The sequence below is a fragment of the Salinihabitans flavidus genome (genome assembly GCF_900110425.1).
In the GTDB taxonomy this organism is placed as follows: domain Bacteria; phylum Pseudomonadota; class Alphaproteobacteria; order Rhodobacterales; family Rhodobacteraceae; genus Salinihabitans; species Salinihabitans flavidus.
This window is the reverse complement of the sequence record NZ_FODS01000006.1, coordinates 53,529-73,341: the sequence shown is the minus strand read 5'-3', so window position 1 is coordinate 73,341 and position 19,813 is coordinate 53,529. Positions and strand designations below refer to the sequence as shown.

Sequence of the window (19,813 nt, the reverse complement as noted above, 5' to 3'; positions counted from 1 at the left end):
CTACTCGGACACGCTGACCGTGGCCATCACGTCGGGCCGTCCCGTCACCGCGCCGTTCTGTCCGGTGCCGCGCTTGATCGCATCGACCACGTCCATACCCTCGGTCACTTCGCCGACGACGGTATATTGCCCGTTGAGGAAATCACCGTCCGCGAACATGATGAAGAATTGCGAATTGGCGCTGTCGGGGCTTTGCGAACGGGCCATGCCCACCACGCCCCGCTCGAACCGCAGGTCCGAGAACTCCGCCGGCAGGTCCGGCAGGTCCGACCCGCCGCGCCCGGCCATGCGCATGTCGCCGCCGATCCGGCCATGCTGCACGTCGCCGGTTTGTGCCATGAAACCGTCGATCACCCGGTGGAACACCACGCCGTCATAATCGCCGCGTGCCGCCAGCGTTTTGAGCCGCTCGGCGTGCTGCGGGGCCTTGTCCTCGAAAAGGTCGATCACGACGGTGCCATTGGCTTCGCCCTCCACCTCGATCACAAGCCCGTCGGCCAGCGCGGGGCCGGCCGCGACCATCGCGAGCACGGCTGTCAGGTTACGCATCCACATCGGCCGCCACCTTCATGCTGAGCATCCGGTCAGGGTTCGCGGGCGGCTCACCGCGCGCGAGGGCATCCACATGCGCCATCCCGTCGATCACCCGGCCATAGACGGTGTATTGCCCGTTGAGAAAATGATTGTCGCCGAAGTTGATGAAGAACTGGCTGTTGGCGCTGTCGGGCATCTGGCTGCGCGCCGCGCCGATGGTGCCGCGATCATGCGGAATGCGGCTGAACTCGGCCTTCAGGTTCGGCAGGTCCGACCCGCCCGTGCCCGCCCGTCCGGGGTTGTAATCCTTCTCCATGTTGCCGTGGGCCACATCGCCCGTCTGCGCCATGAATCCCTCGATCACGCGATGGAAACAGACATTGTCATAGGCGCCCGCGCGCGTCAGTTCCTTCATCCGCTCGCAATGGCCCGGCGCGATATCGGGCAACAGCTCGATCACCACGGTGCCGTCCTTCAGCTCCATCAGGATGGTGTTTTCGGGGTCTTTGATCTCGGCCATCGGGCCCTCCTTGTGTGTGTCCGGGGCAACCTAATCACACCCCCGGCGAATGCCAAGCCGCGCCATTGACCTGACCGGAGTTTCCTTTAGGAACCTTGACAACAACATGGATCGCGGAAGGGGACGGGATGGCCTGGAAAACGCTCGATGACATGGACCTTGAAGGCAAGCGCGTGCTGGTGCGCGTGGATATCAACGTGCCCGTCGTCGATGGCATGGTGACCGATTCCACCCGTATCCGCCGCCTCAAGCCGACGGTGCGCGACATCTTCGCGGCAGGCGGCAAGCCGATGCTGCTGTCGCATTTCGGCCGTCCGGCCGGAGAGCGGCGCGCCAACCTTTCGCTGCAACAGCTCATCCCGACACTGGAGCGCGCCTTCGAGGCGCCCGTGGTCTTCGCCGCCGACTGCATCGGCCCTGCCGCGGAGGCGGCCGCGAACGCCCTTGCCCCCGGTCAGGTGCTGCTTCTGGAAAACACCCGCTTTCACGGCGAAGAGACAAAGAACGACCCCGATCTGGCAAAGGCGATGGCCCGGCTCGGAGAGGTCTACTGCAACGACGCCTTCTCCGCCGCCCACCGCGCCCACAGCTCGACAGAGGCGCTCGCCCGCCTCCTGCCCGCCTGCGTGGGGCGCCTCATGCAGGTGGAACTTGAGGCGCTGGAGGCCGCGCTCGGCGATCCCAGACGCCCTGTCACCGCCGTCGTCGGCGGCGCCAAGGTCTCCTCGAAGCTGGAGCTTCTGAGCAACCTGATCACCCGCGTTGACAACCTGATCATCGGCGGCGGCATGGCCAATACCTTCCTCGCCGCAAAGGGGTTTCCCATCGGCATCTCTCTGGCCGAACGGCTGATGATGGACACCGCAAACGAAATCATGCAACGGGCCACGGAACTGGGCTGCACCATCGTGTTGCCCTCCGATATCGTTGTGGCGCACAAGCTGGATTCCGACGCCCCGTATGAAACCCTGCCCGCCGATCAATGCCCGGACGATGCGATGATCCTCGATGCCGGCCCCGACAGCATCGACCGCATCACCAAGGTCTTCGAGGACAGTCGCACCCTGATCTGGAACGGCCCCCTCGGCGCGTTCGAGGTGGAGCCTTTCGACACTGCCACCAATGCCGCCGCGCTCAAGGCCGCGGCGCTCACCCGCGCGGGACAGCTCACCTCCGTGGCCGGCGGCGGCGATACGGTCTCCGCGCTCAACGCCTCCGGGGCGGGCAACGACTTCAGCTATATCTCCACTGCGGGCGGTGCCTTTCTTGAATGGATGGAAGGCAAGACCCTGCCCGGCGTCGCCGCGCTCAACGATGCGGCATAAACTGGCACGACACGAATGAACCTGCGGCGCGACGTCGGAGTTAGCGCCACCAAGATTGCACCCCCCGCGCGCCTTGCGTAGAAGCGAAGGCGGGACACGAAGATCAGTATGTGAAGAGAACTTTGCCGGAGCGAGACATGTCGAAACAGTTGCAAGCGGAAAAGATCGGCGCCGGGAAGGGCTTTATCGCCGCCCTCGATCAATCGGGCGGCTCCACGCCCAAGGCGCTGCACCTCTACGGGATCGAAGAGGATGCCTACAGCTCCGACGAGGAGATGTTCGACCTGATCCACGAGATGCGCGCCCGCATCGCCCGCGCGCCTTCGTTCACCGGCGACAAGATCGTCGGTGCGATCCTCTTCGAGGACACGATGGATCGCGAAATCGCGGGCAAGCCCTCGGCCAATTACCTCTGGTCCGAACGCGGCATCGTGCCGTTCCTGAAGGTCGACAAGGGGCTGGCGGAGCCTGAAAACGGCGTCCGGATGATGAAGCCCATGCCCGATCTCGACGCGCTCTTGTCGCGCGCGGTGCAGGCCGGGATCTTCGGCACCAAGATGCGTTCGGTCATCGACGCGGCCAACCCGGCGGGCATCAAGGCGATCGTCGATCAGCAGTTCGAGATCGGCGAGCAAATCCTCGCCCAGGGGCTCATGCCCATCCTTGAACCGGAGGTGACGATTTCCATCCCCGACAAGTCAGAGGCCGAAGACATCCTTCTGGCTGAGCTTCTGGCGCATCTGGATGCGCTGCCGGACGACCGGCAGGTGATGCTCAAACTCACCCTGCCCAGCAAACCCAATCTCTACAAACCGCTGGTGGATCATCCGCGCGTGTTGCGGGTCGTGGCACTCTCGGGCGGCTATACGCGCGACGAGGCGAACGAGAAGCTGGCGCAGAACACCGGCGTGATCGCCAGCTTTTCGCGCGGCCTGACCGAAGGCCTCTCCGCCCAGCAGAGCGAGGCGGAATTCAACGCCACCATCTCCGAGGCGATTGAGAGCATCTACGCGGCCTCCGTCGCCGGCTGATCGCGGTCAGGCGGTACCTCGGATGGTTGCCGGGCGGGGCAAACCCGCCCGGCCTCATGTCACCTGCGCCATCACGCGGGGCGCATCAGTCTTCGTTGTCGCTGCTCATGTATTTGGAGATGAAGGCCGGCTCCCCCATCCGCTTCAGCAGGTCGAGTTGCAGATCGAGCCAGCTCCAGTGCCCTTCCTCGTCAAGCGCGATCTCCTCGAAAAGCGCGCGGGAGCCGATATCATTGCCCTCATAGGATTCGCGCGCCGCCTGAGTGTAGAACGTGATGGCTTCCTTCTCGTCGGCCTTGTCGGCCTCGAACATCTCTTTCAGGCTCTTGGCCCGCTTGGGCGTCTTGGCCGATTCCAGCTTCGGATCGCCGCCAAGGAACAGGATACGGTCGATGAACCGGCCTGCATGGCCAAGCTCTTCCTGCATTTCCTCGTGCATCTTGCTCGCCAGCTTGTCGAGACCCCAATCTTCAAGCACATGCGCGTGCAGCAGGTATTGCGTCGCCGCGCTAAGCTCCATCGCAAGGGCTTTTTGCAAATTCGTCACGCTCTGGGTGGTGTCGGTCATAATCTTCCTTTCCAATTTTCGGTCTCGAACGTCGTCGCGCCGGATATGCCCGGCGTTGGTCTGGTTTCTAGATAATAGGCGCCGCGCAGTGGACAAGTGCCCGGGTCAGGATGCCGCGCGCAACGCTCGTACTATTAACGCACGGGTTCGATGGCGCCTGCCGGAAAACGATACCGACGTAATACCGACGTGATACCGAAAGCGGTTTTTGAGTGAAATCAGCGCGTTACCCCTGATTCGCCCAAACCCCTCAGATCCGGTCCAGAATCGCCGCCTCATCCAGCCCCGCAACCGCCCCCGGAAGGCTGCCGCGCGCGCCGGTCAGGCGGCTGGTGACAAAGCCCTCCGCCACCGCCTCCGGCGCCGTCTCCAGAAGCGCCGCAGCGGTCAGCAGGGTACCAAGGCTCTCGGCAAACCACCGCGCCTCCCCCTCCGCCGGTAGTCCTGTCCAGCGCGTCCTGTGCGCCTCCAGCGCCGCGTCATAGCGCGCGTCGCGCCCCCTCACCCCCTCCAGCCGCGCGGCCAGAACCTCGCCCGCCAGCGGTTCCCTGGCCAAGGTGCGCAGCACATCAAGGCAGATCACGTTGCCCGAGCCTTCCCAAATTCCGTTGAGCGGCGCCTCGCGATAGAGCATCGGCATGGGCGTCTCCTCGACATAGCCCATGCCGCCCAGCACCTCCATCGCCTCCGCGATGACCGCGATGGAACGCTTGTTTGTCAGATACTTGGCCAGCGCAACGCCAATGCGTGCAAAGGCCCGGTTCTCGGCGTCGCTGCGGTCAAAGGCTTCGGCCATCATCATTCCGACGGCCAGTGCCCCCTCGGTATCGAGCGCCAGATCGGCCAGAACCGACCGCATCAGCGGCTGGTCGATCAGGCGCCGCTGAAAGGCGCTGCGCCCCTCCACCCACCATTTCGCCTCCGACACCGCCGCCCGCATCAGCCCCGCCGGCGCCAGCGCGGTATCGAGGCGCGTGTGATGCACCATCTCGATGATCGTGCGCACCCCCGCGCCCTCTTCGCCCAGACGATACGCCAGCGCATCGACATATTCGATCTCGGCGCTCGCATTGGCGCGATTGCCCAGCTTGTCCTTGAGCCTCTGAATCCGGATGCCGTTGCGCTCCCCCTCCAGCCAGCGCGGCACCAGAAAGCACGTCAGCCCCCCCTCGGTGTAGGCCAGCGTCAGAAAGGCATCCGACATCGGCGCCGAACAGAACCACTTGTGCCCGACAAGCCGGTAATGCGCCCCCTCGCGCACCGCCCGCGTCGTATTGGCCCGAACGTCCGATCCACCCTGCTTTTCGGTCATCGCCATGCCAAGGGTCACACCGGCCTTTTCAGCGGCGGGTCGGATTGAGGCATCATATTGATCCGAAAGAAGTTTCGGACGCCACGCACCCTCCAGCGCGGGATCGGCCGACAGCGCCGGAACAGCCGCATAGGTCATTGTCAGCGGGCAACCGACCCCCGGTTCAAGCTGAGCCATCATGTAGACATGGGCGGCATGGGTGACATGCCCGCCCGCCTCGCCCGACCATGCGGCAAGGGCATAACCCTGCGCGACACCCGCGCCCAGCACCTTGTGATAGCCGGGATTGAAGCGCACCTCGTCAAGCCGGTGTCCCGACCGCGCGAACAGCATCAGCCGCGGCGCATCCCGCCGCGCCTCCTCGGCCGCCTCCAGCATGTCCTGCGCGCCATAGACCGCACCCGCACGAGCCAGTTCTGCCCCCCGCCCGCCACGCGCCGCGATGGCCGCCTGCAAGGGTGCGTCTTCGGCCCAGAAGTCACGTCCGCCGCGCGGTGTGGGCTGATTCTCCACGACATGCGTGCCGAGGTCTGCCCGGGGATCGGTCTGTGACATCTCGTTCTCCTCCGTCTTGACCCGAGGATACGCCACTGATGCGCCAAGACCAATCCATCCCCGCGCAGAAAGCCGCCCTGCGGATGGATTAGGGGATTCCCCTGCCGGGCTCGCTGTGGCATGATTCGCCCGAAGTATCCCACTCAGAGGGTGCCAGAGGCAGACATGAGCATTCAGACACCCCGCCCCACCCTGACAGCGATCGCGTTTTTCGCCATCGCGTTCAGCCTGGCCGCCTATTTCACCTTTGCCGCCGTGCAGGGGGACTACGGCCTTTTCCGGCGGGTTGAGGTTCAGGCTGGTTCGGAAACACTCAAGGCAGAGCTTGAGACGCTTGATGCGCAGGTCGCACGGATGGAAAACCTGACGCATCGGCTCTCCGATGACTACCTTGATCTGGACCTTCTGGATCAGCAGGCGCGCGATGTTCTGGGGATGATCCGCGCCGACGAAATGGTCATCCGCTGAACCGAAATGATTTCGAAAATTTTTTGCTCGCAGCCCACCCGCGCTTCGGTTAGCATTTTGTTTAAGACTAAACCATTGCGCCCGGGCTTCGGGCGCCGCCAGCGTCTGGGAGGAACTGCAACCGATGGCTGCGAGGAAGACCACCGCAAAGAAGCCGAACGTGTCCGGCGATGAACTGAAACAGTACTACCGCGACATGCTCCTGATCCGCCGGTTCGAGGAAAAGGCCGGACAGCTTTACGGCATGGGGCTGATCGGCGGATTCTGTCACCTCTACATCGGCCAAGAGGCCGTCGTTGTCGGGCTCGAGGCAACTGCCAAAGAGAACGACAAGCGCATCACGACCTACCGTGACCACGGCCACATGCTCGCATGCGGCATGGATCCCAAGGGCGTCATGGCCGAGTTGACGGGCCGACAGGACGGCTATTCCAAGGGCAAGGGCGGCTCCATGCATATGTTCTCGAAAGAGAAACATTTCTATGGCGGCCACGGTATCGTCGGCGCCAACGTCCCCTTGGGCGCAGGTCTGGCCTTCGCCGATAAATATCGCGGCAACGACAATGTGACCTATACCTATTTCGGGGACGGCGCCGCGAATCAGGGGCAGGTCTACGAAACGTTCAACATGGCCGCACTCTGGCAGCTTCCGGTGGTCTTCGTGATCGAGAACAACCAGTATGCAATGGGCACCTCGCAGGAACGCTCCACGTCCACTCAGGACATCTACAAGCGGGGCGAGGCCTTTGGCATTCCCGGAGAGATGGTGGACGGGATGAATGTGCTTTCGGTAAAGGAGGCGGGGGAGAAGGCCGTGGCGCACTGCCGCGCCGGAAAGGGTCCCTATATCCTCGAGATCAAAACCTACCGTTATCGCGGGCATTCCATGTCCGATCCTGCGAAATATCGCACCCGCGAAGAGGTACAGAAAATGCGCGAGGAACGCGATCCAATTGAACAGGCGCGCGATATGCTTCTGACCGGCAAGCACGCCAGCGAAGAGGATCTGAAGGCCATCGACAAGGAGATCAAGGAGATCGTCAACGCCTCTGCCGAGTTCGCCAAGGACAGCCCCGAGCCCGCGCTCGACGAACTCTGGACAGACATCTACGCAAAAGAAGTTCCCCAGGGCGAGGCTGTATGATGCCGCATTTCGAGAGCCACGCAGGCAACGGGGTGCGCACCAGGGCGTTCCACGCGGACCTCTTCGGATGGTCGTTTTCGCCCATGGTGGGTGGCGAAGAGATTGGCTGTCACCTGATCGACGGTCGCCATATCGGCGGCCCTATGACCGTCGTGGTCGACGATTGCGACGCGCGCAACGACTCGACGCTCAGGAATGACGAAGTCGAGGCGCTCCCGCAGCAGGACGAACCCGGCATCGCTCGCTGCGCCTATGTCGAAATTGGCGACGGCAATGTCTTGGGAACAATCACACCGGAGGGGAACGCGTAACATGGCAACGGAAATCCTGATGCCCGCCCTGTCGCCGACCATGGAGGAAGGCACGCTGGCGAAATGGCTTGTGAAGGAGGGAGACGAGGTGGCTTCCGGTGACATCCTTGCCGAGATCGAAACCGACAAGGCCACGATGGAATTCGAGGCCGTGGACGAAGGTGTGGTCGGTAAGATTCTTGTCGCCGAGGGCACCGAAGGCGTGAAGGTGAACACGCCGATCGCCGTGCTTCTTGAAGAAGGTGAGGACGCAAGCGCCGCCGAGGCGGCGTCCAAACCTGCCGAGACACAGGAGGATGAAGACGGCACCAAGGCGGCAACGGAAAGCGCCTCGAAACCCGAGGCCAAGGCGCCCGCCAAGGCCAAATCTGAAAAAGCAAAGTCGGAACCTGACGCCGGCGCGATCCCCGAACCTGACTGGCCGGAAGGCACCGAACTGAAAAGCCAGACAGTCCGCGAGTGCCTGCGCGATGCAATGGCCGAGGAAATGCGCCGTAGCGAAGGCGTGTTCCTGATGGGCGAGGAAGTCGCCGAATATCAGGGCGCCTACAAGATCAGCCAGGGTCTGCTTGACGAATTCGGGGCCAAGCGTGTGATTGACACCCCCATCACCGAACATGGATTCGCCGGCATCGCCGTGGGCGCCGCCTTTGGAGGGTTGAATCCGATCGTGGAATTCATGACCTTCAACTTTGCCATGCAGGCGATCGACCAGATCATCAACTCCGCAGCGAAGACTCTCTACATGTCGGGCGGCCAAATGGGCTGTCCAATCGTGTTCCGCGGCCCGAACGGCGCTGCCGCGCGCGTTGGTGCGCAGCACAGCCAGGATTACGCGGCGTGGTACGCGCAGATCCCCGGACTGAAGGTGGCGATGCCCTACTCTGCGTCGGATGCGAAAGGGCTTCTCAAGAGCGCCATTCGCGATCCCAACCCGGTTATCTTTCTCGAAAACGAGATTCTCTATGGCAAGAGTTTCGATGTGCCTGTGCTCGATGACTACACCGTGCCCTTCGGCAAGGCGCGGATCTGGCGTGAAGGCGGCGATGTCACCATCGTCAGCTTCGGGATCGGGATGACCTATGCGCTCGAAGCGGCGGGCAGGCTCGCCGAGGACGGGATAGAGGCCGAGGTGATCGACCTGCGCACCCTGCGCCCGCTTGACTATGACACGGTGATTGCCAGTGTGAAGAAAACAAACCGCTGTGTGACTGTGGAAGAGGGATGGCCCGTAAGCTCAATCGGCAATCATCTCTCGGCCACGCTGATGGAGAGGGCCTTCGACTACCTCGATGCTCCGGTGATCAACTGCATGGGCAAGGACGTGCCGATGCCCTATGCCGCCAACCTGGAAAAACACGCGCTGGTCACCACCGACGAGGTGGTCGAAGCCGTGCGCCAGGTCACCTACAGGTAGACCGATGCAGATCAAGGGGCGCGATATCGCAACGGAATCCTACCGCATCGCCTCTGAGGTGGACGGCAGGTGGATCGTGGCGCTACTGCCTGAGCGGCTGGCGGCAGATGACTGGCGCCCCGGCACGCGCCCTTCGCACCAGCAAGCCTATGAATGGATCGCGCAACACCGTCCCCGGATCGAGGCGGCGATCGCCGCTCTTGCCCGGGGCAGCCAACCCCGCCGCGCCCCTTTTGACCAGATGACCCTCTTGGAGGAGGATTGACATGCCCACCGAAATCCTGATGCCCGCCCTCTCCCCCACGATGGAGGAAGGCACGCTGGCCAAGTGGCTTGTGAAGGAAGGTGACACCGTCGCCTCTGGCGATCTTCTTGCCGAAATCGAAACCGACAAGGCGACGATGGAGTTCGAGGCCGTCGATGAAGGCGTGATCGGCAAGATTCTCGTGGGCGAAGGCACCGAGGGTGTGAAGGTCAATACGCCCATTGCCGTCATTCTCGAAGAGGGGGAAAGCGTCGACGACATCGGTCAGGCATCCGATGAAGGAGAGGCGAAACCGGAGGCCGAGAAGGCCGACTCGGCTGCCGCGGCGGCCCCCAGCGGGGGCCCTGAGAAAGCCGCCACTGGCCAGGTTGCCCCTCCGGCTCCCATCGACGATTCCGGAGAGCGTGTTTTCGCCTCTCCTCTGGCCCGCCGGATCGCCGCCGAAAAGGGATTGGATCTCACGCAAGTGAAGGGATCCGGTCCCCGCGGTCGTATCGTCAAAGCGGATGTCGAGGCAGCCAAAGCGGATACCGCTCCGGCCGAAAGACCCGAATCGGCGGCCAAGGAAGCGCCTGCCCCGACCGCCTTGGCATCAGGTCCGGACGCGGAGACCGTGGCAAAAATCTATGCAGACCGGGACTACGAGGAAGTTAAGCTCGACGGGATGCGCAAGACAATCGCGGCCCGTCTGACGGAAGCGAAACAGTCGATTCCGCACTTCTACCTGCGCCGCGACATCCGGCTTGACGCGCTGCTGAAGTTCCGCTCCGAGCTCAATTCCAAGCTCGAGGCGCGCGGCGTGAAGCTTTCTGTCAATGATTTCATCATCAAGGCGTGTGCCATGGCGTTGCAATCGGTACCGGACGCCAACGCCGTCTGGGCCGGAGACCGGCTTTTGAAACTGAAGCCATCCGATGTGGCCGTTGCCGTCGCCATCGAAGGCGGGCTCTTCACCCCTGTCCTGCGCGACGCCGACATGAAATCACTCTCCGCCCTTTCGTCGGAAATGAAGGATCTTGCCAACCGCGCCCGCGACCGCAAACTCGCGCCGCATGAGTATCAGGGCGGCAGTTTCGCCATCTCCAACCTCGGGATGTTCGGGATCGACAATTTCGATGCCGTCATCAACCCACCGCATGGTGCGATCCTCGCGATCGGCGCCGGGGTCAAGAAACCTGTGGTGGGGGAAGATGGCGAACTGACGGTCGCAACGGTCATGTCGGTGACGCTATCGGTCGATCACCGCGTAATCGACGGGGCTTTGGGCGCCCAATTACTGGAAGCCATTGTCGACAACCTCGAAAACCCGCTCACCATGCTGGCCTGATCTCAAGAGAGAGAGGCATGCGATTTTTCGCGTGCCCCACTCTTTCCACAACCGCATCAGGATTTGAGAAGCTGATCCATGTTCACTGACGGTTGATCGCAGCCTGCCTCACCGACAATGCGGGCGGGCACACCGGCCACTGTCTTGCAGGGCGGCACGTCGGACAACACAACGGACCCTGCCGCGATGCGAGAGCATTTTCCGATCCGGATATTGCCCAGAACCTTGGCCCCTGCCCCGATCAGAACACCATCGGCAATCTTGGGATGGCGGTCTTCTTCTTCCTTGCCGGTCCCGCCCAATGTCACGGAATGCAGCATCGACACGTTATCCCCGACCACAGCGGTTTCCCCGATTACGATGGAATGGGCATGGTCGATCATGATTCCCTTGCCGATACGCGCCGCGGGGTGAATATCAATCCCGAAAATCTCACTCACACGCATCTGGATGAAATAGGCAAGATCCCTGCGTCCTTGCTGCCACATCCAATGGCCGATCCTGTAGGCTTGCACTGCCTGATAGCCTTTGAAATAGAGAATGGGCTGCACAAGTCGGTGGCAGGCCGGATCGCGCTCGAACACGGCCATGAGGTCGGCGCGCGCGGCCTCCACGAGCGACGGGTCAGCCTCGAACGCCTCGTCGGCGATCTCACGCAAGATCACCTGCGACATCTCGTTGGAGGAGAGTTTGGCCGCGAATCTATAAGACAGCGCGCGCTCCACGCTTTTGTGGTGCAGGACACAGGCGTGAATAAGCCCCCCCATCAGAGGCTCTTCCTGAACGGCCTGTTCGGCCTCACGAGTAATCCGTTGCCAAACCGGGTCCAGTTCAGCGATTTTTGCGCGCGTTTCAGGCATGACCAACCGTCCTTTCCAAGTTTTGACTATATCAGATAGATGATATGCGGCAAATTCAAACCCGTTGACATCGGATCACACAAATGAATGACGAAGAGCTTGCGCGGTTTCGCGCGCTGATCGAAAGCAGGTTGCGAGAGCTGGAGCAGGAAAACGCCCGCGGCGAAACAGGGCAGTCGGTGGTTACGCTCGACCAACAATCCGTCGGCCGTCTCAGCCGCATGGACGCGCTTCAGAATCAGGCGATGGCAAAGGCGCAACAGGTCCGGCGGGATACAGAGGCCAAAGGGCTCCGCACCGCCTTTCTGCGGATCGAGGAAGGGGAGTTTGGCTATTGTATCGAATGCGGTGAAGAGATTGCCCGGAAACGTTTGGAATTCGACCCGGCCGCCACACGCTGCATCAGCTGCGCGTCTGGTTGATCTGCCTGCGTGACAAACACCACTCGTTCAGCTCATGCAGGACCAGTTCCCTGCAGCCGCAATACTCAGTGCGGCACCGGGCGGTGCAGGGCCACTGACACGAGCGACCCGCCCCCAGAAGCATGCGAAGACAGCCGAAAACTTTCACATAAAGATACCAAATCAGCTTCCCGAATCATTCGGCAGCGGAGCGCCAAGCGCCCCGCCTCCGATAAGATCAGCGGGGCCTGCGCCATCGCCGTCCGGTCACCAAAAAAGAGTCGTCTCTTCCATGCCCCAATTCAGTCTGAAACTGTCGCCCTTGCAAACAGACCCGCGCCAAACCGCGCGGAAATCTGCGCCACATGAACCTCATAGGGGACCGACACACCATCATCAGCCTTCTCGGCCGCGGTATAGATCCAGTTCGGCGTTGTCGTGACGGCTTCACGTAGGATCATGCTGCCCTGCATGACTCGCACGACATAGACTTCGCTCTCCTCGCCAAGCGGCACTTCGGGCAGATCCCACTCATCCCCGTCAATACGGGTACGACGAATCCAGGACCACATGCTGCCTCCCGCACCATCTGCTGTCACGCGCAGATGACAGGGTGCATAGGGGCGCAACCCGATGCCGGAAAACGCCTCTATGCGATGCTCATAGCTCGGGTCGTCATAGCCGCGTCTGGCCGGACCAATCCGGTAGTGACGCGCTAAATTCCGTGCAGCCGTTTTCAACGCGATCTGTGTCAGCGCCGGGTCGATCAGCACAAAGGTCGAACCGGAGGGCCATTGCGCCGGCATGATGCCGTCACTGCCCAGCTGACCGCGCAACCTGTTGCGGAGAAGGTAGGTATTCGGCTCAAGAAGCTCCGCTCTCTGAAATTGGAAAAGTTCCCAATTGCCAGCGCTTCCATCCCCGATAGCCGCCAGATTCCGGCCACTGAGCAATGCCGCCTCGTCAACGCCTTCGAGTTGTCCGGCCGTCAGCCGGATTTGCAGATCCGGTCCCTTGTCCAGAAGACTCGAGCTTGCCGCGAAAAGCGGTGTTTCGGACACCCCAACGACGGCCCGGTGGCCGATGATCTGATCAAGCCTATAGTTCGAGTCGCTGTCCGAATTGTAGAGCGCAACCGTCCCCGGCCATGGCTTTGCCGTCACCGCGATATGCGGCGCGTGCGGAACTTCGTCGCCTGTCATCAATGGCAGGTCAAGAAACACGGGAAGAACGGGAACCGGTGGCACAAACGGCGAGACCCCCGGCGTATCCTCGCCGATATCGGAGAGAACATAGACCTCGGACTCAATTCGAACCGCTTCCAGAAGCTGCATCGCGCCCTGCTCCACCCGGTCGATGCGATATCGCTCCGGGTTCCCTGCATCGTCAACGGCAAGTTCGATCACGTCACCCGCCCCGACATGCATCCGCGACGGCGGCAGGGCAATGCGCAGGCCATCACGCGCGACACGCGCCTCCGTCAACCAGCGTTCGGCCGCTTGGCGCCCCTCTGCCCTTGTCATCGATAGCGGCAATTCGGTGCGGGTGAGAGCATGCGTCGTCTCTGGGGAGCACAGCCTCTTCCGAGATCATGTCATAATCCCCGCCGGCTTGGACAAAACCGACCTGAACCCGCCCTGACATGTCGGCCTCCGATCCCCGCGTCCGGCTCACCACCCCGTCGAGGTCACCGCTCATCGCCAGATCGTCCCGCGCAATTGCTATAGCATCGCGCCCGTCGCGCATCATGAAGGTGAGAACGCCTTCACGATCCACCGCGTCGAATCCGTGCTGAAGCATGAGCGGCTGAAGTGCCGTGCGCGCATCCGCAACCTCACCGATGGCGAAACCGCGCACGACTCCCCGAAGATCGTCCACATCGAACGCAAGAACCCCGGCGCGTTCGCAAATTTCCCTCACCACGGACGCCAGTGACCGGTTGGAAACCCGTCCATTCAGCCAATGACCGCGACGATAGTTGTCCCCGTCGCTCCAAAGCTCCCGATTATTGGGAAAATGCGGAAACGGACGCGCATCCCAGGCCCAGACATGCGCGCGGGCCATGTCGACCATTGGTCCGCCGTATTCCGGGGAAACCGGATTTTGCGCCGGATCGCCCCAATGGTCGTATATGGCGCGCAGATATTGCCTCTGAATGAAATCGTCCCGGCGTCCATTGGAATAACTCGGCAGGCGCGACTCTGACGATTTGGGATCGAGGAACTTGTTGGGCTGGTTCGTGCCCTTGTCGATCGCCGCACAGCCCAGTTCGGTGAACCAGATCGGCTTGGATTGCGGCTTCCAGGCGGTCGGCGTCTCTTGCCGCACGCCGCCGATCCGCTCATGATGTTCGTTCATCCACCAGTTGCGGATATCCTTGTGGCGAAAGACCCAGGGCTCATCATAGGCGCCATCGGTGATTGGCGTGCAGATCTGCGCCGCTTCGGCTTCGGGCGAGTGGTAGAACCAATCGTACCCCTCGCCTCCGGCCACATTGGCCTTCAGGTAGGCGGGGTTGTAGATCGTGCCCCAGACGGCGTCCGCATGTGCATCCCCGTCGCGCCAGTCGGACAAGGGCATGTAGTTGTCGATGCCGACGAAGTCGATCGCATCGTCGGCCCAAAGCGGATCAAGGTGGAAATAAACATCGCCACTTCCATCCTGCGGATGGTAGCCGAAGTATTCCGACCAGTCGGCAGCATATCCGATCTTCACATCCGGCCCGAGAATGGCTCGCACATCTGCCGCGAGGCCCCGCATCTGCTCTACAACGGCAAAGACATCGCCCGCTCCGCGAATCTGGGTCAGAGCGCGCATTTCCGATCCGATACAGAAGGCCCCGACCCCGCCCGCCGCCTTGCACAGCGCGGCATAGTGCAGGATGAACCTGCGATACCGCCACTCCGCCGGGCCGGAATAGCTCACCTGCCCATTCGCAATCTCGAAATCAGCCGCGCTCGCTGCGCCGAAGAAATCCGCAACCTCGCTATCCGCCTGCGCTGATCGGTCCGGGCTACCGGGCTGTCCCGGTGCTTTCGACAATGTGATGCGCCCGCGCCACGGAAGCACCGGCTGATCGGACGCATCGCTCCACGGATCGGGCAAACCATTGTCCGCAAGCTGTTCCATCAGGATGAAGGGATAGAACGTGACGTTCTTTCCCATGTCGTTCATCCGTCTGATCGCCTCGATCACGCTACCGTCCGATGGAGTGCCGCCATACACCGGGCGCCCCTCCGAGGTGGCGACCGCCGACGCCTCCGCGCCGCCGAGACCCGCCACGCGCCAAGGCATGGAGCCCTCGAAATCGGTCTGTTCGGGCCGGGGCTGCACATCGCAGGCAGCGCAGCGCAGATCGCTACCGAACCACGACACGATCAGAGAGACCGCCGCGTAATTCGGCATTTCCGCGTCCAGCGCCTCCAACGACGTTTCGAAATCGGTCTTGCCGGAGGGCGTGTTGAGATTGGCGGCCCAGCTTTCGCCCGGGCCGTTGCGGTAATAGACCGGGGTTGTGGACAGGCTGTATTCCCCCGTCCCGGGGATCAGCGCCACGCCCCGCACAGCATGGGCCGGTTCAAACTGCGCGTCTTGCTGATCAACCGGCGCGGGCCGGAACACTTCGAAGCTGAATTGCGGAACGCGGTTACCGAACGGTTCCAGTTGCAGGTCTTCCAGCACAAGATACGCCGTTCCGCGATAGGCGGGGACACGTCCCGTCCCTTCGACCGCCTCGATCTTTGGATCGGGAAGCTGATCGCGCGTGCCAGTATAGACTCGCATGTTGAGATCATCCGGGCTGATCTCCATTCCGTCGGCCCAGACCCGGCCCACGCGCGTGATCTCTCCCTCGCAGAGCGCGATGGCCAGCGAGACCGAATAGCTGTATTCGCGCACCGAAGGTTGCGGTGAAAGCCCCTTGCCCCCACCGCTCGTCAAGACGCTTTCGGAAAACCGGGACGCCCAGATCACCTGCCCGCCAACACGCATCTGCCCATGCACACGGGCAATCGCATTGCCCTCGGCAGCGCCAGTGATCCGAAAGCGGTCGACCCGGCCGCTTTCCACCACGTCAGAGCCTTGACCCATGATCCGTTGGTCGATCGCCCGTCCCAGCGTCGCACCGACCAGCCGCCCCACGGCCACCTTGGACAAACCTGCCACTGTGCCACCGATTGAACCGCCAAGTGCCGCGCCCGCGGCAGACAAGAGAACTGTGGCCATTAGCCGACCTCCTTGGGAAATTCGAAACGCGCCACGATGCGGCGACGCCACGGGCTGCTCAGCGGGCTTTCCAGCACCGCATGGCCCGAATAGGCATGAATGAATGTGGCCCGTCCGCCGATCTCCCCCGCGATGCCAAGATGTTTCGCAACCGATGACCGGCGCATCCGGAAGAGAAGAACATCGCCAGCCGCCTCGCTTGTCAGATCCTTTTCGATCAGGTGACGCCGCGCCGCATCCCAGAGCAGTTTCTGCCCCTGAGGCTCCGACCAGTCCATGCTGTAGGCGGGAACTGCCTCGGGCTCCGCCCCGTAAAGGGTTCGCCAGATCCCCCGCAGCAGGCCCAGACAATCGGTCCCGGCCGATCGCGTAGCGGTCTGATGGCGATAGGGCGTGCCGACCCAGCTCCGCGCGATGGCGACGACCCTTGCACCGTTCGCGCCGCTCATCGGCGGCTCCCGCCGGTTGCCGTGCCGTCACGCACAGGGTGGGCCATCAACCAGTCGTCGCCGGGCAGATCGGGAAAGCCCTGATAGTTCACAAGATTGTTGAACTTGAGGCGGCAGGTCTCGAACCGCTTGTCGCACCCCGCATCGATCCGGATCATGTCTCCCGGCTGAACCGTTGCACGCAGCGGCGCCCATAGCTCGATAACGCGCCCACGCTCATCGAACCAATCCCGCTTGACGATGCCGGTCAGTCCCGACGCCGCGCCCGACTGCACCGACAGGCGTCCGCGCGTGAACCACCCCGGCTCGAACCCCGAAAACGACAGCCAGCGGAACACCCGCTGATCCTCCACAGCTTCCACCGCGCGAATGGCAGCATAACCCGGGCTGTCGAGATCAAAGCCGCAGGCCGCATCGCCCAAAACTGCGGTGCACGGTTTCTGAAAGATCCGTCCCAGCGGGCGGTTGAGCGCCTCTGTCAGCCCGCGCAACTCTGCCTGAAAGGCCCCGCCGGCCCGCCGGATCTCTCCGATGGTGCCCCTGAACAGAAACGTACGCTCCTCTATCTCGGCCCAGTTGACCAGCCATGCTTCAACCTCTGCCCCGTCGAACCGCCCGGCCTCGATGTCGGCCTCGCTCACAGCGGCATCGCTCAGCGCGCCAAGAGCTTCGGTATTGTCGACCGAAAGCCCCGTGCTCTGTTCCAGCGCGACCGCCGACAGTCCCGTATCGGCCTTGAACGTCACCCCCCCGAAGCTCAGGTTGCGGTCGTGATCGGTAAAGCCGAAGGCGATTCCATCCGTCCGCGTGATTTTCCAGCAACGTGCCACATGCGTCGTGCCAGTCGCCAGATGCGCCTTCAATCCGTCATGAAACGCCATCAGATACGCACCTCCACGACCGGTACATTCGGCACGTCACCGGCGTGAAAACTTGCCACGCTGGTCTGGATACGGTCGGTATCGAAACGCACCGGCACGTCGAATTCGAACCCGGCGGTGATCTGCCGCCCGACGCTCGGCGGTTCGGCGAAGGTGATCCGCCCGGTGGTGGTATCCACCTCGTAGTGAACACCCTCCTGCAATTCGTCGGTATCGAGCCCGGCCCGCACCGATCCGGCCACCGGCTTCACGATGGGCCGCACATAATCGTTCCCGCCAGAGCTATAGGTCTTCACGAGTTGGAAGGTGTCGTTGACCTCATCACCGACCCCGATCACCTGATCGCGAAACGTCACCTCCCTGGACGGAAGCGAGGATTTGTAATCCGACCAGTCCTTCCAGCGGAACCCGTAAAGCTGCCCACGGCGCGCCTCGAAGAACGCGATCAGCGTTTCCACATCGTCAAGGCTGCGCATGCCCACCCCCGCGTCATAACGGCGGCGCGAATGGGCCCAGGGGGTGTTGCGCTCCTCGAACCCGTTGGCCAGCGTCACCACATCGGTGCGCCGCTCCGGCCCGCCAATCGAGCCGAAGCTCAGCTTGGCGGGAAATCTCACCTCGTGAAATCCCATCTATCCCTCCTTCTCAGCGGTTGCGTTGCCCGCGTCCGATCACACGGCTCATCTGTGCCGCGATCTGGCCCTGACTGCGGCGGAAACTTTCGGCATCGGGGGTGGAGATGTTCATCACCACGTTCACCGCACCCCCCGCCCCACGCACACCGAGCTTGCCGTCCGGCCCGCGCGCCAGCGGCATGATCGCCTCAGGGCCAGCCTCTCCCATCAGGCCGGTCGCCCCGCGCATGGCAAAGCGCACCGGCCCCTGCACCACGCCGCCATTGGCGAATGGCATCACCCAGCCCTGCGAGAACGGCGCGCCCTTCTCGAACGGCAGCACACCGTTCACCAGCGCACCGACCCCATCTGAGAGCACCCCCCCGAAATGGCGTGCAACGGGCCGCAACGCCGCCCTGTAGGTCGCGTTCATCATCGCCTGCGCCACCGTCTCGAGCGCCCCCGACAACTTCATGCCGTCGAACATCACCCCATCGAAGGCCCGACGCAGCCCCCGGCTCAACCCGCGTTCGAGCGTTTTGGCGTCCTGCCCCGTCGCGGCCAGCGCCTCGCGCATCCGGCGCAACTCGCTGTCGAAGCCTGCCGCCACGCTCGTCGTCTGCCCAAGGCTCTGCTCAAGCGCATCGACCTGCGCATCCAGCGCCTCAAGCCCTTCAATCTCCGTCATCTCCGGTCCCTCCTGTGTCATCGGGATAGGCCGCCTGCAGCTCTTCAAGCCGCCCACGGCTGAGCGGTCGGCCGCTCTCTCTCTCGCCCAGCATCATGCGCAGTTCCGCGGGGGTCAGCGCCCAGAACGCCTCCGGCGACAGGCGCAGCCCGTGAAGACCGGCCCGCAGTAGCGCGGGCCAGTCGAACCCGCTCATGGCGCGCCCTCACCCGGCACGGCAAAGGCCCGCGCCAGAAGCTGCGCCGCCACCTTCGCGGCCTGCATCGGCCCGCCCTCGATCTCAGCCGAAAGCAGATCCTCGGCGCGCCCCTGCCAACCTCCGCCACGCAGCCCCGTCACGATGAGCGACAGCACGTCGCGGCTGGAAAACGCACCGCTTTCAAAGCGCTCCACCAGTTCCAGAAGCGTGTCGCTCCCGAGTCCGGCTTCAAGTTCGGCCAGCGCACCCAGCGTCAGCTTGAGTACATGCGCGCGTCCGTCCATGATCAGCTCCACCTCTCCGGCCCAGGGATTCGGCATGATCACACCAGCGCGGTGAAGCTCAGCGCCCCGGCCGAAGCCAGCGACAACTCATAGGTCGCCTCACCGTCGTGGTTGCCGGCGTATTCCAGCGACGCGACCTGAAATGGCCCCTCCACGGTGCCGAAATCGGGGGTTTCCCCATCAAAGAAGATCTGCCGCGCGCGCTCATCGGTATTGGCGTCCTTGAACACCCCCGATCCGGCGATGCTGGCGGAGCGGACCCCGGCACCGGCCAGAAGCTCGCGCCAGCCCCCCTGGCTTTCAAGGCTGGTCACATCCACGCTCTCGGCGTTGAAACTCACCCGCGTGGCTCGCAGCCCCGCGATTGTCTGGAACTGACCGTCGCCGGTCAGGTCCACCTTGATCAGAAGATCCTTGCCATTCTGGGCACCCATCG

General features: G+C 62.9%; 21 protein-coding genes and 1 pseudogene. 9 read left to right on the top strand and 13 right to left on the bottom strand.

Annotated features, from left to right (window positions below):
• Window positions 1-549 carry a peptidylprolyl isomerase gene (locus BMW66_RS07125; protein WP_093117131.1) on the bottom strand — a complete coding sequence of 183 codons (549 nt, stop codon included), beginning with the start codon at window positions 547-549 and terminating at the stop codon, window positions 1-3.
• Window positions 542-1,054 carry a peptidylprolyl isomerase gene (locus BMW66_RS07120; protein ID WP_093116912.1) on the bottom strand — a complete coding sequence of 171 codons (513 nt, stop codon included), beginning with the start codon at window positions 1,052-1,054 and terminating at the stop codon, window positions 542-544. Before BMW66_RS07120 ends, BMW66_RS07125 begins: the two co-directional genes overlap by 8 nt.
• Window positions 1,055-1,182: 128 nt before the next feature.
• On the opposite strand from BMW66_RS07120, the gene BMW66_RS07115 reads away from it, so the two are divergent.
• Both BMW66_RS07115 and BMW66_RS07110 read left to right on the top strand, forming a co-directional pair.
• Window positions 1,183-2,379 carry a phosphoglycerate kinase gene (locus BMW66_RS07115; RefSeq protein ID WP_093116910.1) on the top strand — a complete coding sequence of 399 codons (1,197 nt, stop codon included), beginning with the start codon at window positions 1,183-1,185 and terminating at the stop codon, window positions 2,377-2,379.
• 137 nt (window positions 2,380-2,516) lie between these two features.
• Window positions 2,517-3,410, top strand: a complete 894-nt coding sequence (locus BMW66_RS07110) for a fructose bisphosphate aldolase (protein ID WP_093116908.1) — start codon at window positions 2,517-2,519, stop codon at window positions 3,408-3,410.
• 85 nt (window positions 3,411-3,495) lie between these two features.
• Here the strand turns inward: BMW66_RS07110 and BMW66_RS07105 are convergent, their stop codons facing one another.
• The gene (locus BMW66_RS07105) at window positions 3,496-3,978 is read right to left on the bottom strand and encodes a bacterioferritin (protein WP_093116906.1); all 483 of its coding nucleotides are present in this window, start codon (window positions 3,976-3,978) and stop codon (window positions 3,496-3,498) included.
• 250 nt (window positions 3,979-4,228) lie between these two features.
• Window positions 4,229-5,845, bottom strand: a complete 1,617-nt coding sequence (locus BMW66_RS07100; protein ID WP_093116904.1) for an acyl-CoA dehydrogenase family protein — start codon at window positions 5,843-5,845, stop codon at window positions 4,229-4,231.
• Window positions 5,846-6,010: 165 nt separating this feature from the next.
• Here BMW66_RS07100 and BMW66_RS07095 point away from each other — a divergent pair, with 165 nt between their 5' ends.
• The 6 genes from BMW66_RS07095 (at window position 6,011) to BMW66_RS07070 (ending at window position 10,777) form a co-directional block, all read left to right on the top strand.
• Window positions 6,011-6,313 (top strand): FtsB family cell division protein, encoded by a 303-nt coding sequence (locus BMW66_RS07095; protein ID WP_093116902.1) that lies wholly within the window; start codon window positions 6,011-6,013, stop codon window positions 6,311-6,313.
• Window positions 6,314-6,437: 124 nt separating this feature from the next.
• On the top strand, window positions 6,438-7,457 hold the full coding sequence (gene pdhA, locus BMW66_RS07090) for a pyruvate dehydrogenase (acetyl-transferring) E1 component subunit alpha (protein ID WP_093116900.1): 1,020 nt from the start codon (window positions 6,438-6,440) through the stop codon (window positions 7,455-7,457).
• A complete protein-coding gene (locus tag BMW66_RS07085) occupies window positions 7,454-7,768 on the top strand; it encodes a VOC family protein (protein WP_093116898.1) in 315 nt (104 codons plus the stop codon). Before pdhA ends, BMW66_RS07085 begins: the two co-directional genes overlap by 4 nt.
• A gap of 1 nt (window position 7,769) precedes the next feature.
• Window positions 7,770-9,185, top strand: a complete 1,416-nt coding sequence (locus BMW66_RS07080; protein ID WP_093116896.1) for a pyruvate dehydrogenase complex E1 component subunit beta — start codon at window positions 7,770-7,772, stop codon at window positions 9,183-9,185.
• A gap of 4 nt (window positions 9,186-9,189) precedes the next feature.
• Complete coding sequence (locus BMW66_RS07075) at window positions 9,190-9,450, top strand: hypothetical protein (RefSeq protein ID WP_093116894.1); 261 nt, start codon at window positions 9,190-9,192, stop codon at window positions 9,448-9,450.
• A gap of 1 nt (window position 9,451) precedes the next feature.
• Complete coding sequence (locus BMW66_RS07070; RefSeq protein WP_093116892.1) at window positions 9,452-10,777, top strand: pyruvate dehydrogenase complex dihydrolipoamide acetyltransferase; 1,326 nt, start codon at window positions 9,452-9,454, stop codon at window positions 10,775-10,777.
• A 56-nt stretch (window positions 10,778-10,833) separates the two neighbouring features.
• Here the strand turns inward: BMW66_RS07070 and cysE are convergent, their stop codons facing one another.
• The gene (gene cysE, locus BMW66_RS07065; RefSeq protein ID WP_093116890.1) at window positions 10,834-11,637 is read right to left on the bottom strand and encodes a serine O-acetyltransferase; all 804 of its coding nucleotides are present in this window, start codon (window positions 11,635-11,637) and stop codon (window positions 10,834-10,836) included.
• 83 nt (window positions 11,638-11,720) lie between these two features.
• Between cysE and BMW66_RS07060 the strand changes: the two genes are divergently transcribed.
• Entirely contained in the window at window positions 11,721-12,059 is a 339-nt protein-coding gene (locus tag BMW66_RS07060) for a TraR/DksA family transcriptional regulator (RefSeq protein WP_093116888.1), read from the top strand.
• Window positions 12,060-12,340: 281 nt separating this feature from the next.
• On the opposite strand, the pseudogene BMW66_RS07055 reads toward BMW66_RS07060, so the two are convergent.
• From BMW66_RS07055 to BMW66_RS07020, 8 genes and pseudogenes are all read right to left on the bottom strand, one after another.
• Window positions 12,341-16,262 (bottom strand): annotated as a pseudogene (locus BMW66_RS07055) (baseplate multidomain protein megatron).
• Window positions 16,262-16,711: an NlpC/P60 family protein gene (locus tag BMW66_RS07050; protein WP_093116886.1), complete on the bottom strand. Its 450-nt coding sequence runs from the start codon at window positions 16,709-16,711 to the stop codon at window positions 16,262-16,264. The pseudogene BMW66_RS07055 and the gene BMW66_RS07050 overlap by 1 nt, the downstream one beginning before the upstream one ends.
• Window positions 16,708-17,592 carry a DUF2163 domain-containing protein gene (locus BMW66_RS07045; protein ID WP_093116884.1) on the bottom strand — a complete coding sequence of 295 codons (885 nt, stop codon included), beginning with the start codon at window positions 17,590-17,592 and terminating at the stop codon, window positions 16,708-16,710. The genes BMW66_RS07050 and BMW66_RS07045 overlap by 4 nt, the downstream gene beginning before the upstream one ends.
• A complete protein-coding gene (locus tag BMW66_RS07040; protein WP_093116882.1) occupies window positions 17,592-18,224 on the bottom strand; it encodes a DUF2460 domain-containing protein in 633 nt (210 codons plus the stop codon). The genes BMW66_RS07045 and BMW66_RS07040 overlap by 1 nt, the downstream gene beginning before the upstream one ends.
• Window positions 18,225-18,237: 13 nt before the next feature.
• Window positions 18,238-18,894 carry a phage tail tape measure protein gene (locus BMW66_RS07035; protein WP_093116880.1) on the bottom strand — a complete coding sequence of 219 codons (657 nt, stop codon included), beginning with the start codon at window positions 18,892-18,894 and terminating at the stop codon, window positions 18,238-18,240.
• On the bottom strand, window positions 18,881-19,090 hold the full coding sequence (locus BMW66_RS07030) for a rcc01693 family protein (RefSeq protein WP_093116878.1): 210 nt from the start codon (window positions 19,088-19,090) through the stop codon (window positions 18,881-18,883). The genes BMW66_RS07035 and BMW66_RS07030 overlap by 14 nt, the downstream gene beginning before the upstream one ends.
• Window positions 19,087-19,413, bottom strand: a complete 327-nt coding sequence (locus tag BMW66_RS07025) for a gene transfer agent family protein (RefSeq protein ID WP_093116876.1) — start codon at window positions 19,411-19,413, stop codon at window positions 19,087-19,089. The genes BMW66_RS07030 and BMW66_RS07025 overlap by 4 nt, the downstream gene beginning before the upstream one ends.
• A gap of 2 nt (window positions 19,414-19,415) precedes the next feature.
• A complete protein-coding gene (locus BMW66_RS07020; protein WP_093116874.1) occupies window positions 19,416-19,811 on the bottom strand; it encodes a phage major tail protein, TP901-1 family in 396 nt (131 codons plus the stop codon).
• Window positions 19,812-19,813: the final 2 nt, after the last annotated feature.